This window comes from Venatorbacter sp. C2-1, assembly GCF_022832715.1.
Classification (GTDB): domain Bacteria; phylum Pseudomonadota; class Gammaproteobacteria; order Pseudomonadales; family Oceanobacteraceae; genus Venatoribacter; species Venatoribacter alkanivorans.
Window position 1 is genome coordinate 73,138 of the sequence record NZ_CP094879.1, and the last position, 13,010, is coordinate 86,147.

General features: G+C 54.5%; 9 protein-coding genes. 3 read left to right on the forward strand and 6 right to left on the reverse strand.

Annotation, left to right across the window (positions count from 1 at the left end):
• Window positions 1–94 precede the first annotated feature (94 nt).
• Together MT343_RS00295 and MT343_RS00300 are read left to right on the forward strand one after the other, a co-directional pair.
• Window positions 95–1,240: a uroporphyrinogen-III C-methyltransferase gene (locus MT343_RS00295; RefSeq protein WP_145467219.1), complete on the forward strand. Its 1,146-nt coding sequence runs from the start codon at window positions 95–97 to the stop codon at window positions 1,238–1,240.
• A complete protein-coding gene (locus tag MT343_RS00300; RefSeq protein WP_145467217.1) occupies window positions 1,237–2,427 on the forward strand; it encodes a heme biosynthesis HemY N-terminal domain-containing protein in 1,191 nt (396 codons plus the stop codon). The genes MT343_RS00295 and MT343_RS00300 overlap by 4 nt, the downstream gene beginning before the upstream one ends.
• 47 nt (window positions 2,428–2,474) lie before the next feature.
• Here the strand turns inward: MT343_RS00300 and MT343_RS00305 are convergent, their stop codons facing one another.
• Entirely contained in the window at window positions 2,475–3,749 is a 1,275-nt protein-coding gene (locus tag MT343_RS00305) for a substrate-binding protein (RefSeq protein ID WP_243989442.1), read from the reverse strand.
• A 134-nt stretch (window positions 3,750–3,883) separates the two neighbouring features.
• Window positions 3,884–4,741, reverse strand: coding sequence for an MBL fold metallo-hydrolase (locus MT343_RS00310; RefSeq protein WP_145467215.1), 858 nt, complete (start codon window positions 4,739–4,741; stop codon window positions 3,884–3,886).
• A gap of 107 nt (window positions 4,742–4,848) precedes the next feature.
• Here MT343_RS00310 and MT343_RS00315 point away from each other — a divergent pair, with 107 nt between their 5' ends.
• The gene (locus tag MT343_RS00315; protein ID WP_145467213.1) at window positions 4,849–5,757 is read left to right on the forward strand and encodes a LysR family transcriptional regulator; all 909 of its coding nucleotides are present in this window, start codon (window positions 4,849–4,851) and stop codon (window positions 5,755–5,757) included.
• Window positions 5,758–5,778: 21 nt separating this feature from the next.
• Here the strand turns inward: MT343_RS00315 and MT343_RS00320 are convergent, their stop codons facing one another.
• The 4 genes from MT343_RS00320 to MT343_RS00335 all read right to left on the reverse strand — a co-directional run bounded on the left by MT343_RS00320 (window position 5,779) and on the right by MT343_RS00335 (window position 12,928).
• Window positions 5,779–6,606: a mechanosensitive ion channel family protein gene (locus tag MT343_RS00320; protein WP_145467211.1), complete on the reverse strand. Its 828-nt coding sequence runs from the start codon at window positions 6,604–6,606 to the stop codon at window positions 5,779–5,781.
• A gap of 38 nt (window positions 6,607–6,644) precedes the next feature.
• Window positions 6,645–7,685, reverse strand: a complete 1,041-nt coding sequence (locus MT343_RS00325; RefSeq protein ID WP_145467209.1) for a 2Fe-2S iron-sulfur cluster-binding protein — start codon at window positions 7,683–7,685, stop codon at window positions 6,645–6,647.
• Window positions 7,682–9,145 (reverse strand): 4-hydroxy-3-polyprenylbenzoate decarboxylase, encoded by a 1,464-nt coding sequence (gene ubiD, locus MT343_RS00330; RefSeq protein ID WP_145467207.1) that lies wholly within the window; start codon window positions 9,143–9,145, stop codon window positions 7,682–7,684. Before ubiD ends, MT343_RS00325 begins: the two co-directional genes overlap by 4 nt.
• An 81-nt stretch (window positions 9,146–9,226) precedes the next feature.
• Window positions 9,227–12,928 carry a DUF4132 domain-containing protein gene (locus tag MT343_RS00335; protein WP_145467204.1) on the reverse strand — a complete coding sequence of 1,234 codons (3,702 nt, stop codon included), beginning with the start codon at window positions 12,926–12,928 and terminating at the stop codon, window positions 9,227–9,229.
• Window positions 12,929–13,010 lie beyond the last annotated feature (82 nt).

A 13,010-nucleotide genomic window follows, 5' to 3' on the forward strand; every position in this document is an offset into this window, starting at 1 on the left:
CAGCGCAGTAACAAATAACAGTGTCAGGGCCACGCCAAGGCCCGGCGCAGAATAAAAGAATATCAATTCAGCGATACAGCAAAGGATTCCGACAGTGACCACAGAACAAAAGGGAACGGATAATCAGTCTGCCGCAGACGCCCCGGTTGCCAAGCCAGTAAAGGCCAAAGCCGCTAAGGAAAAGGCTCCTGCCAGCAGCGCGCAGCGCAGCAGTCCGCACCCTCTGTCATGGATCAATCTGGTTCTGATGCTGGGTCTGTTTGCCCTTGCGGCCTATGCCGGCTGGCTGAGCTGGGCGCAGCAGCAGAATACCGCCGCAGAGCTGGCGGTACTGCGTGACCGGGTGGATCAGGCGCAGAACAATGCAGCCGCACTGAGCGCCAAAGAAGCCGAATTGCTGGCGCAGGCCAAAGCGCTGAATGAACAGTCGGCACAGCTGCAGGAACAGGTCGCACACAATACCGACCGTCTGGGCAAGCTGCCGGGCGCTGAGCGCCAGGACTGGCTGCTGGCGGAAGCCGAATATCTGCTGCGTATGGCCAATCAGCGCTTACAGCTGGAGCGCGACTGGGATGGTGCGCTGAGCATGTTGCAGGCGGCCGATAATGTCCTGACCGAAACCCGTAATCCACGTCTTAACCCGGTGCGCGCCACCCTGGCAAAAGAAATGCTGGCGCTGCGTACTGCACCGGCCATCGACCTGACCGGCGCCGTACTGCGTGTACAGGCACTGCAGGAACAGATTACCCAGCTGCCGTGGATTCCTGATCGTCTGATTGCCGAACAGCCAGCCACCGAGGCCGAAGTGCCGGCGGCTGACGGCGACGAAACCTGGTACTGGCAGCTGTGGAACAGCGTCAGTACATCGCTGCAGGGCATGATCCGTATCCGTGAACGCAGCGCGCCGGTAGCCGCGCCGCTGACGCCGGATCAGCAGTATTATCTGCAGCAGAATATGCACCTGATGCTGGAACAGGCACAGGTAGCGCTGCTGCGTCAGCAGGCTGATCTTTATCAGCACAGCCTTAAGCGTGTTGGCGGCTGGCTGCAGGACTACCTGATTGTCGATGATGAGCGTACCCGCGCGGCCCGCAATGCCCTGCAGGAGTTACAGCAGTGGAACGTTGCCCCGGCACTGCCGGACATCAGCCGCTCGCTGCAGCAACTGCAGACTCTGGTTGAACAACAGCGCCGTGGCACAGTAGCGCCTAAGGCCGTGGGCGCGGAGGATGCGGCATGAGGGTATTGCTGCTGTTTCTGGTTCTTACAGTGGGGCTGGGGCTGATTACCGGAACACTGGTCAGACTGGATGCCGGCTACGTACTGCTGAGCTGGAATAACTACACGCTGGAAACCAGTCTGTGGGTCTTTATCGGTCTGGTGATGATCGCCATGCTGCTGATGTACATGCTGCTGCGTTTCAGTCTGTTGCTGCTGGGCAGCGACTGGCGTTTTAACGAATGGCGCCGTCAGCGCCGTAACCAGCGTGCCCGCCGTCAGACCACACGCGGCCTGCTGAGTCTGGCACAGGGCCAGTGGCGCCGTGCCGAGCGTCTGCTGACCCTGACCGCCGACGACTCCGATACACCGTTAATCAATTACCTGGCAGCGGCCCGCGCGGCTTACGAGCAGGGCAAAATGGAAGCCGCCGATGAATGGCTGAAAGCCGCCAGTCAGAGCACCAAAGGCGCCGAGCTGGCCGTCGGCCTGACCCAGGCCGAGTTGCTGAATTCGCGCGGCCAGAAAGAACAGGCGCTGGCGGTATTGCTGCGTTTGCGTCAGAAACACCCTAAACATGCCTACCTGCTGAAGCTGCTGGTAAAAACCTACCTCGACCTGCAGGACTGGGTGGCATTACACGAGCTGCTGCCGCTGTTGCGCAAGGCCACCAAAATTCCGGCCGATAAGATCAAAGAGCTGGAAGAGAACGTTCACCTGCAATTGCTGGAACGGGCGGTGCGTGGCCATGGCCAGCGCCCGGGTCAGGGAGTGGCGGAGCTGAAGCGCCTGTTTCACGATATTCCCCGTCAGCTGCGTTATTCACTGCCGATCACCCGTCGCTATATTGAACTGCTGATCGAGCAGAACGAAGAAGCGCTGGCCGAGCATGAACTGCGCAATGCACTGAAATACGTCTGGCACGATGAACTGATCAGCCTGTACGGCACACTGAAAGGCGAAGACGCCAGCCGCCAGCTGTTGTTTGCTGAGCAGCAGTTACAGGAGCGGCCGAACGATCCACAACTGCTGCTGATTCTGGGGCGTCTGGCGCTGCGTCTCAACGATCTCGACAAGGCGCAGGAATACCTGCAAACCGGCTTGCGTATCAAAGGCCTGCCGGAGCTGCATGCGGAAATGGGTAAGGTGTTGCTGGCCGAAGGGAATGAATCCCGTGCCTGTGAGCACTTCCAGCTGGCGCTGCGTTAACTGAGGACGATGCGGCCGGTCACTGACCGGCCGTTATTGTTCTGGCGTTATTCCAGCGCCAGTTGTTTACCCGCGGCGCGGCGTTCGGCCTGCCATTCACTCAGGCTTTGCGCGGCCTCGTTGCCCGGCAGGCGGGCCAGAATCTCAAAGAAATCCTCGTGCAGATTGCTCTGCAGAATCTCGTTACGCGGACGGCTGCGTACCACATACACGCTTTGTACGTTCTGATGGTCAAAGGCGCGCCATTCCTGTTCATCCTTGAGGCTGCTGTAGCGGTGGCCTTCCAGCGCTTTGATCAGCTTGCCGGTGTTCAGTGAACCGGCACGTTCCGCGGCAGCCTTAAACTGATAGACGATGTTGTATGCGGATGCCGCAGAGCTTGACGGATAGGCGCCGTATTTAGTCACGAAGGCTTCAACAAAGGCTTTGCCTTGCGGATAGTCGTAGCGGTAAGGCACCTGCCAGCACCAGGGCACAGCCCCGATAACGCCTTCCATAATGCCGGAACCGGCCGACTTGGCCATGCCCAGGGTCAGATTGGGCACGATAATGGTCATCTTGTCTTTCAGGCCCATCTGCTGAGCGGCATGCAGTGCCAGCGCCATATCATCACCAAACTGTACCAGCATCAGTACATCGGCACCGGAGTCGCGCGCGGCTTCCAGTGCGGTGCGCATATCACCATCACGCGGACGCGGATAAGTTACACGCACGCCGGGGTGAGCACTGGTATCGGTGGTTTTGGTGAAGGTGCGCAGTGACTCTTCGGTCGACCAGCCCCAGCTGTAATCGGCGGTCAGATAAAACAGCTTTTTGCCCTGCAAGCTGTCATTCAGATAAGACGCCAGTGCCTTGGCCGCCATGTGCGCATTATAGGTTTCGCGGAACATGTGTTTATGCCCTTCGGCACCGGTGGTTTCGTTGGCGTAGGTCAGGGTGCCGAAATAGAGCAGATCGTGTTTGGCAGCCTGTTTACCGGCAGCAATGGCCACCGCACTGGATGAACCGCCAAACAGCATGGATACATTCTGCGCGGCGAGGGCATCGACGTTTTCGACGGCTTTATCGGGTTTAGAGGCGGAGTTGGCGGTCAGCAGTTCAACCGGGCGGCCAAGGATACCGCTGCCGGCATTGAGTTCTTCGATGGCCAGTAAAGCGCCGCGCGCCTGAGCCAGGCCCTGTTCTTTATAGCGCCCGCTGGAGGGATAGTTGAGACCGAGTTTTACGCTGTCACCGGCGGGTGCGGCCTGAATGGCCTGTGGCATGGCAAATGGCAGTGCCAGCAGCAGGCAGATGGTGGTGCGGAAGAATGCAGCGGGCATAGGGCTCTCTCCTGAAAGTCAGCCCGCTATCATCCTCCCGCATGGCATAAATGACTTTTAACCATTGGTCGGATAGACGAACGTCTGCGACATGAACGGCCGCAATCTGTGCCTGCGGCCGTTCATGTATCAGGCTACCAGCTCATTTCGCCGGTCGCGACTTTAGCGCTGATCGTCAGGCCGTCATCAGCCGGAAGCTGAGCGTAGGCTTGCGTCATTGTTTTGATCAGGTCTGCCGAGGTGTGTGCTGTGGCCAGCTCTGCCTCAAAGCGCAGGATATAGTCACGGGTAAACTGAACGGCGGAGGCTCCCTCTGGTTCCTCGCCGTGAAAATGTCCGGGTACCACCCGTTCAGGCTGCAGGGCAAGCAATCCGTTCAGGGTTGAAAGCCACTGCGCACGGGCAGCCGGGGTCTGGCTGTCGGCCATCCATACGTGCAGACCACTGTGAATAGCCACGCCGCCCAGTGCGGTTTTCAACGATGGAATCCAGATAAAAGCGCTGGGGGTGTTCATTGCTTTTATCTCAATATTTTCGCCCTCCAGTGTCAGCTGGTTACTGGTCATTACCTTTGGCACCGTCAGCGTTTGCGGTGCCGCATCGGCGAGTATCGGGCCCCAGTAGGCGAGCTTGGCATCTTTGGTTTTAACAATATGATCCACCACGTGCTGGCTGGCCACCACTCTGGCCTGGGGGTAAGCCGCCAGAACAGGCTCAAGACCAAAATAGAAATCAGGATCACCGCCGCTGATAAAAATGGTCGTCAGAACTTTGCCACTGGCTTTGATCAGTCCGGCCAGTTTCTGGCCATTGTGCACATCAAACTGAGCATCGATCAGGATGGCTTCTTTTTCACCGCTTATCAGGGTCGAGGTGACCGGGAATACGGCCTGCTCGCCGGGATTGTAAACCTGAACGCTGAGTGCCCCCGCGTTTGTTATGTTGCTCAGCACGGCGGTTGCCAGTGTCATAAAAGCTAAGAGTTTGTTCATGGTTGTTTCTCTGACTGGAAAGAGTGAATGGAGCCAGTCTATTGAATCAAATCAGTATCAAATACAGCATAATGGTGACTTCACTATTGCATAATCCGGACATATCTATGGATCGACTGACAGCGTTGCAGGTCTTTGTTGCGGTGGTTGAGCGGGGCAGCCTGAGTGCGGCTGCTGAACGGCTGGATATGTCCCGGGCCATGGTGTCGCGCTATCTGGCCGAGCTGGAAGAATGGATGGGAGCGCGGCTGCTGCACCGCACAACCCGACGCCAGAGCCTGACGGCAACGGGGGAAGAAGCCCTGCAGCGTGCGCGTGGCATGCTGGCTTTGGGTGAAGAGATGGCGCAGCTCGCTAACCATGAGGGCGAGGCGCCACGCGGACAATTGCGGATCACCTGCAGCTATTCACTGGCGCATGCGGTGTTGATGGATGCCGTGCATGAGTATCTGGCTCGCTGGCCGGGAACCGCGATAGAGATTCTGCAGCTGGACCGCACCGTGAATCTGGTGGAAGAAGGGATTGATCTGGCGTTACGCATTACCAATGATCTGGACCCGAATCTGGTGGCGCGCAGGCTGGGTGTCTGCCGTTCTGTGGTGTGCGCCAGTCCGGCTTACCTGCAACAACAGGGGACTCCGCAACAGGTCGCGGATCTGTCCCGCCATAACTGTCTGACCTATACCTATTTTGGCAAAAGCCTGTGGCAGTTCCGGGGAGCGGAGGGGCCAGAGTCAGTGGCGGTGAGTGGTAATCTGAGTGCCAACCAGTCGAATCTTCTGCTGCACAACACCCTGCTTGGCGGTGGTATCAGCCTGCAGCCAGTGTGGTCTGTGGCTGATTATCTTGAACGTGGTGAGCTGGTGGCATTGCTCAGCGATTACGAGCCGGTACAGCTCGGCATTTACGCTGTGTATGCCACCCGTAAGCAGATGTCGCCGCTGCTGCGCAGTTTTCTCGATTTTCTGGTGACCAGGCTGAATGATGAGCGCTGGTCTGACCAGAAAGCCGGTTAACTGCGCCTGACGGGGCAGGAATCAGGCGACGTCTTTATGCCAGTGTACATCCATCTGCGGGAACGGAATCTCAATGCCTTCGGCATCAAAGCGCAGCTTGATGCTTTCGGTCAGCTGGAAGCGTACATCCCAGTAATCTTCGGCTTTTACCCAGGGGCGCACGATAAAGTTCACTGAGGAATCGGCCAGCTCGGACACGGCAATTTTATAGGCCGGATCTTTCAGCACTTTGTCATGGTCTTTGACCAGTTCTTCCAGAATGCTCTTCGCTTTTAACAGATCGGAGCCATAGCTGATGCCGATCACCATATCGATACGGCGCGTCGCTTCTTCGGAGTAGTTGATCATGGTGTTGCCGAACACATTGCCGTTTGGCACGGTGACGACTTTGTTGTCCGGGGTTTTCAGACGGGTGCTGAAAATGGTGATTTTATCCACCGAACCGGCCACGCCACCCACTTCAACATAATCACCCAGCTTGAACGGCCGGAACACAATCAGCATTACGCCGGCAGCAAAGTGTGACAAAGAATCCTTCAGCGCCAGGCCAACGGCCAGACCGGCGGCACCGAGCAGGGCAACCAGCGAGGTGGTGTCGAGCCCGAGTTGTGACAGGGCAAAAACAATAACCAGCAGCACCAGCGTGCTGTTCATCACCGTGGCCAGAAAGCTGATCAGAATCGGATCGAGGCGGGCGCGCTCAAGCGCTTTGGTGGTGGTACGGGTAACAAAGCCCGCCAGCATGCGGCCGATAATAAAAATCAGCAGCGCCAGTACTATCTGTGTACCCCAGGGCAGAATATAGGTTTCCCATAACTGCTGCGGATTAATGGTGAAGGTCCAGTTCATATAAGCTCCTGATTGGCAGGTAAGGGGATAGTTGATCGTTAGTCGCGTGGTGCATAGGCAAAGACATCGGAGTGCATATTGGCAAGGGTCAGGCCCAGCGGTGCCAGCTGATCGAGGGTGCCGTACACCATATTAGGTGAGCCGCAGGCGAACATCTGTACCTGGCTCAGATCGGCAAAGTCTTCGTGAATCACCTGATAAATCCAGCCGGCGCGGCCATGCCAGCCTTCACTCTGCTGTTCGATAATCGGGTGGTAATGAAAGTTCGCATACTGTTGTGCCCACTGCAGGGGCAGGTTGGCCAGATAGAAGCCTTCGGCTCCACGATTGGACCAATACAGGTGAATTTCCTGCTGTGGATTCAGCGCCAGCGCGCCTTCGATCAGGGCTTTAATCTGTGAGAAACCACTGCCGGCTGCCACCATGACCAGTGGCTGATCTTTGTGCTGCTGAATAAAGAGTTTGCTGATAAAGCAATCGCCCGCCGGCAGAGTGACGCGCGCTACGACGGCGTCGCGCAGGAAGTTAATAATGCGCAGGGCGTTGTCGCTGCTGTTGGCGATGTGCAGTTCTATCTTACGCGGATCGGTGTTGTTCATGCTGCCCGGTGCACAGGCGATGGAGAACGGCACCTGCTCTTCGTTACCCTGTTCATCACGCACGTGCAGCAGCAGGTACTGGCCGGGCCAGAAATCGGCGCTCTTGCCGGCCGGGGTAAGTAATTCTATGCGCCAGATATCATCGCCCAGCAGTTCCACGGCAGGAATCTGACAGGCCAGGCTGACCTGTGGCTTGTGGTTGGGGGCGTAAACATCGGCCATATATATCTCAACATCGGTCTGGGGTTGGGCGACGCAGCATAATACCTGATTGTCTTGCTCAAGTATGGTCTGACCCAGAGAGTTGCGAAAGCTGAACGCTCCGGCAAGCCTTTCCCCCTGACAGATCTGGCAGATCGCGTTTTCGCAGCTGACCGGCACGATCACGCCCTGCTGCAGCGCGGCCTCGGCGATGGTCTGATCCGGGGCACAGCGGATGCGCGCCCCGGATGGCCGGAAGGTGACGGTATGGAGCGTCATAACCCCAGCTGATCCCAGATTTCGTCGACCTTATTTTTCACGTCCTGATCCATCACGATTGGCGTGCCCCATTCACGGCTGGTTTCACCCGGCCATTTGTTGGTGGCATCCAGACCCATCTTCGAGCCCAGGCCCGATACCGGCGAGGCAAAGTCGAGGTAATCAATCGGCGTGTTTTCGATCAGCGTGGTGTCACGTGCCGGGTCCATACGGGTGGTGATGGCCCAGATCACGTCTTCCCAGTTGCGGGTGTTTACGTCGTCGTCGACCACAATCACAAACTTGGTGTACATAAACTGGCGCAGGAACGACCACACGCCCATCATCACGCGCTTGGCATGACCCGGGTATTGTTTCTTCATGCTCACCACCGCCATGCGGTAGGAACAGCCTTCCGGCGGCAGGTAGAAATCGACGATTTCCGGAAACTGCTTCTGCAGAATCGGCACAAAGACTTCGTTCAGCGCCACGCCGAGAATGGCCGGCTCATCCGGCGGCCGGCCGGTGTAGGTGCTGTGGTAAATAGGGTCTTTGCGGTGGGTTATGCGCTCGACGGTAAATACCGGGAACTCATCGACCTCGTTGTAATAGCCGGTGTGGTCACCGAATGGCCCCTCTGGTGCCATCTCGCCCGGATGAATTACCCCTTCGAGTACGATTTCGGCCGAGGCCGGCACCAGCAGATCGTTGCCGATACTTTTTACCAGCTCGGTTTTGCTGTCGCGCAGCAGGCCGGCAAAAGCGTATTCGCTCAGGGTATCCGGCACCGGCGTGACGGCACCGAGAATGGTGGCCGGGTCGGCGCCCAGCGCGACAGTCACCGGGAAGGGTTCGCCCGGGTGTGCCTTCTGCCACTCAAGAAAATCCAGCGCGCCGCCGCGATGGCTGAGCCAGCGCATAATCACCTTGTTTTTAGCGATCACCTGCTGACGATAAATACCTAAATTGTGGCGCTCTTTATGCGGCCCTTTGGTAATCACCAGCGGCCAGGTAATTAACGGACCGGCATCGCCGGGCCAGCAGTGCTGTACCGGAATTTTGCTCAGGTCGACGTCGTCGCCTTCGAGCACCACATCCTGACAGGGCGCCTTGCGTACTTCTTTCGGCCCCATCGACAGCACTTTTTTGAAGATCGGCAGCTTTTCCCAGGCGTCTTTCATGCCCTTGGGTGGCTCCGGCTCTTTTAAGAACGCGAGCAGCTGACCGATATCGCGCAGCGCTTCCACCGACTCTTCACCCATGCCCAGCGCCACCCGTTTCGGCGTGCCGAACAGGTTGGCCAGAACCGGCATGTCATAACCTTTGGGATTTTCAAACAGCAGCGCCGGACCGCCGGCACGCAGCACACGGTCGGCGATTTCGGTCATTTCCAGATGCGGATCAACCGGATAACGGATGCGTTTCAGTTCGCCACGTTTTTCCAGCGATTTAATAAAGTCGCGCAGGTCGGTGTATTTCACAGCCAATACCAGTTAAAAAATTTGTCCGACATATTAACTCAGAGCTGAAGGGACTGCATGGCGCATACTGTTTGCGTACAGTCACAGTACTTTACTCTGCCAGTCTGCGTCTGGCTTTGCGGTCTGCGCTAGCAGCTCGTAGTCAAGCGCTACTGCATTCAGCAGGTTGTCTGGAACATCGGACAGATTCAGCTTCCGGCCCGGTGCAGGCAATGGTCCCTCGCTCTCACGGTGGATAAACGTAATCGAAAATATCGCGACAATTTCTTCGATCAGGGGTGAGTAGCTGCCACTGAACTCAAGTACCGCGGTAATGCCCGATGGGTGGAAGCGTTTGTAGTACTCATAGAACCGGGACTTATCATGGTCAAAGTGACTTACTTTATATCCACAAGCTTCCATGACTCTGCTCAGGGTCAAGCTGTCCGTCAGGTAGCCGTACGCATGATTCAGTTCTGTCTGTGTCGTAGTTGTACTTATGTTTGCTCGGTGCAGCTGTTCGAAAAGAGGTTTGACTTTGTTTTTCCTGAAGAAGGCTTTCCATAACGAACATTCTTCCTCTGATATTTGATTAGCACTTAATACTCGCAGCTGTGAGGCGTTCGTCAGGAGCAGTTCCTCATCAGAAACAGATATAAACCTGCCATCGCTGTTGATATAAAAAGTCGTCCAATGGCTTCCGGTCTTCGCCTGCCATAGCACCCTACGGAGTAGCTGATTCATCACCGGGTGGTTGAAAAGCCGCTCTTGCCAGTCGCTGAGGGGCCAGCGCTGGTCGGAAATCATACATTCCATAAGCCTGTTGCTCTGGAATTCGATGATTTGCTTCAGTTCTTTTTTACAGTTGCTGAGCCACTTCTTGGTTTCAGTCAGATCTTCAGCGTCGTCATTTGGCTTTGCTTCAGGCAGAGCCTTGATAGGATTGCCGAGTTCATTGAGCAGCAGTAACTTTAAATCCCCCGACAAAATGACGGCCAGCTCACGAGCGCCATAGTTGAATCTTGTTGGAGCATCTTTTCTTTCCAATCCAGCGCAAGGTATGGTCAGGTCGGCGAGGTCGAGTGGACTCCAGTTCCTCCTTTTTGCTAACGCATTGACGAGGGATATAGCGAGCTTTTGAATCGACTCCGTTCGGTAACGTTGTGCGGTTGCCAGTAGTAACTGAATTAGAGAGTCGTCATCGAACCGACTGATAACCAGTAGAATGGTTTCTATTTGTGCCCTGCGGCGGTAATGCTTACTCATATAAGGCACTATTTTCTGCAATGCAGACTGACCATTAAGTCGGGGTATTAAACCAAGCATGCCCTTGTTTTTGATCGAAGAGCCGACGAGTTCAGATTTCTTCTTTTTGTACAGTTCGGCGTAAACCGTATCCAGTGTAATATTTTTGTATTCATCGATATTGTTTTTGCTGCCATAGTCCCTGTACTTGTCTAAACGCTGCTGTTGATTGTCGAGCGCGTATTGGGCGCACTCCTCATCACTGGCTGTTAATGTGTCTGTTGATATAAAGGCAGAAATCAGGAACAGACCGAGGCTTTCCTGACTGTTGACGTCAAGCAATCCTGTGTATCGGTTGAAAAGACTGTTACCTTCAGGCTCGTTCAGCTTTACGGCTAAAACAATCCACCACCAGACCAAATCCGGCGATGCCTGTGATCCGTCGATAAAGTACATGGCTGGCAGTTCCTCTATTGGGAATGACTTCAGCGACGACGGCAGCCTTTGTGCTAATCCCCGTTCTGCATCAGCGAGTAGTTCGGCTCTGTCCAGGAGCTGAGTGACATCTTCGCCACAGTTTTCCAGAGCATCGAGAATGGCTGCTTTAACGGTAAGGTCCTTTTCCTGCTTAAGGGCAGAGTAGAGTTCAGGAACTGCGGACTTGTCTTTCAGATTTGTTAGCCATCTGGCGGCTACAATTCTGACATTTTTAGCGCCCGATCTCAGCGGCAGGGTAAGGTAGGATAGTTTTATTCCCAGCTGCAGGGCTGTGTTCTGTGCTGTTGTCCTGATATCTGCGGATGATTCCAGTGCATGCTTATAAAGGCCTATTTCCCATTCTTCCGGTATTTCAGGGAATAAACTCAGGAGGAATAACGTCCTTTTTATAACCGCAGCTTCTTCAACGTATCCGTCGGTATTAAGTTTGCCATTTAACCCCTGTGTAATGTATTCCGGGTTATCGGTAAAAAACTGCCAAACGGATACCGCTTGATGGTCAAATGGCAGCTTATCGGGAGCCCCATGAGCATTCATGATCCTGGCAATAAATAACGAGATATCCTGATTGTGTTGCCTGAATATCAGTGCAAGCTGCCGGAGGTCGGTGAGTTCAGTTGTAATTAATGATAATAGCTGCTTGTCGCTATTTACCCGGTCGAGACCTGTTAAACACCATAACTGTCTTAAATACACTAAGAGGTTAATTTCGCCATTTTTAAATAATCCGGATTTATGAGCAACGTTGGCAACGTTTGAATGGTCGAACACCACTGCTCCTCGCTGAAGGAAGTTTAAGTATTCATCAATATCCTTTTCCCCAATACTTTGATAATTACTCAGTCGCTTTAAGCACCATGAGTAGTCATTTTCCAATAATGGTTTAAACCTCGCCTCGGGTGTGTTACGTAGCTGACTTTCAAGCACAGCCTTCTTCTCTGACTCATCCTGTATCAGGGCATCTGCTGTTACGCGTATTTTGGTGTGCCAGTCACTGGGTATATGCACTTCAGGCTGATAGGGTGGAATCGGCCCTGTGTGCAGTGAGAACGCGTTCGTCTTCACTGTTGATAGATTCATCGCCTTTTCAATATGGGTCTGGACAGACGTTACATTCTCAACGGTCTTCCACTGTTCCAGTAGCTTTCGGCCGCTGGGTAACTCTGCGGTCAGATCAATCCAGCGCTTTCGTGCATCAGCTTTTCCTGAGGCATAGCATTCTTTCAGATAGATGAAAAGATCGTCAGAGGGAAGCAAGGCGGCAAGAGGGGCAGAGGCTTTACGAACAACCACTGAGCGGTCAGTCAGCAGCTGAACTACGATGGGTACAAGCTGAGGTGAAAGCGCGCTTTTAATATTTTTCAACTGATAGCAAATTGCTTCTCTCGCTGACGCCTCCATGGCCTGTACTTTGTTCTGGTAGTCCGGGGTCGCAAGAAGTTTTGGCCAGTCAGTTGTTCTTCTCAGGTAGGATATGAAGGTACTGCCGTTGCGGTAGCAACCGGGTTGGCCTTCGAGGATATAGGCGTCTACAAAATCCGGGGAAACACCGAATAAATTTGCTACATCCATTAGGGTTGTGCGATCCGGGCATGGAATATTGTATAGATTATTGTCAACGTCAAACCAGTTTGTACACGTATCAAACAGGTGGAGCATATTGCCAAACCAGCCTTTCATTTCGGTCTGCATGTTGTGGAATTTATGATCACCCGTGCATAAGTGAATCACTTCTGCTAACCGTTTCAGAACATAAGGATCCCGGACCACGGGCGACATCAGGAAGTTGGGCAGGCTGTGGAATATTTTTTTGTTCATATCTGCATATTTCTGATCAGTCTTGTGCAGTATGAGCTGTCCTGGTGGGTAGTGTCCGGAGGATTCTGTCAAATGATTAACTTTACCCAAACAGCTTTCTGGTTGCCCGGTTAGGATATAATCCGCAACCTCAGCAGCTAAACCCGGTGCTGCCAGATCCATAGCCAGACAAGCTGTTCTCAAGTGCATTATCTCCCCTGACATGGCAGATCTCTTGAGTTTATTTATGAAGGCTTCAAACATGGTTCTTCATCCCTATTCTGATGAACCCGATTGTATCAGCTACCGCCTGATACTCTGCTATGACGACCTATCCGCGTCCTCT

Bases quoted from the DNA above. Each gene is read 5' to 3' on its own strand.
- MT343_RS00305 (WP_243989442.1), bottom strand. From the start codon at position 3,749: ATGCCCGCTGCATTCTTCCGCACCACCATCTGCCTGCTGCTGGCACTG.
- MT343_RS00315 (WP_145467213.1), top strand. From the start codon at position 4,849: ATGGATCGACTGACAGCGTTGCAGGTCTTTGTTGCGGTGGTTGAGCGG.
- MT343_RS00310 (WP_145467215.1), bottom strand. From the start codon at position 4,741: ATGAACAAACTCTTAGCTTTTATGACACTGGCAACCGCCGTGCTGAGC.
- MT343_RS00320 (WP_145467211.1), bottom strand. From the start codon at position 6,606: ATGAACTGGACCTTCACCATTAATCCGCAGCAGTTATGGGAAACCTAT.
- MT343_RS00335 (WP_145467204.1), bottom strand. From the start codon at position 12,928: ATGTTTGAAGCCTTCATAAATAAACTCAAGAGATCTGCCATGTCAGGG.
- MT343_RS00300 (WP_145467217.1), top strand. From the start codon at position 1,237: ATGAGGGTATTGCTGCTGTTTCTGGTTCTTACAGTGGGGCTGGGGCTG.
- MT343_RS00325 (WP_145467209.1), bottom strand. From the start codon at position 7,685: ATGACGCTCCATACCGTCACCTTCCGGCCATCCGGGGCGCGCATCCGC.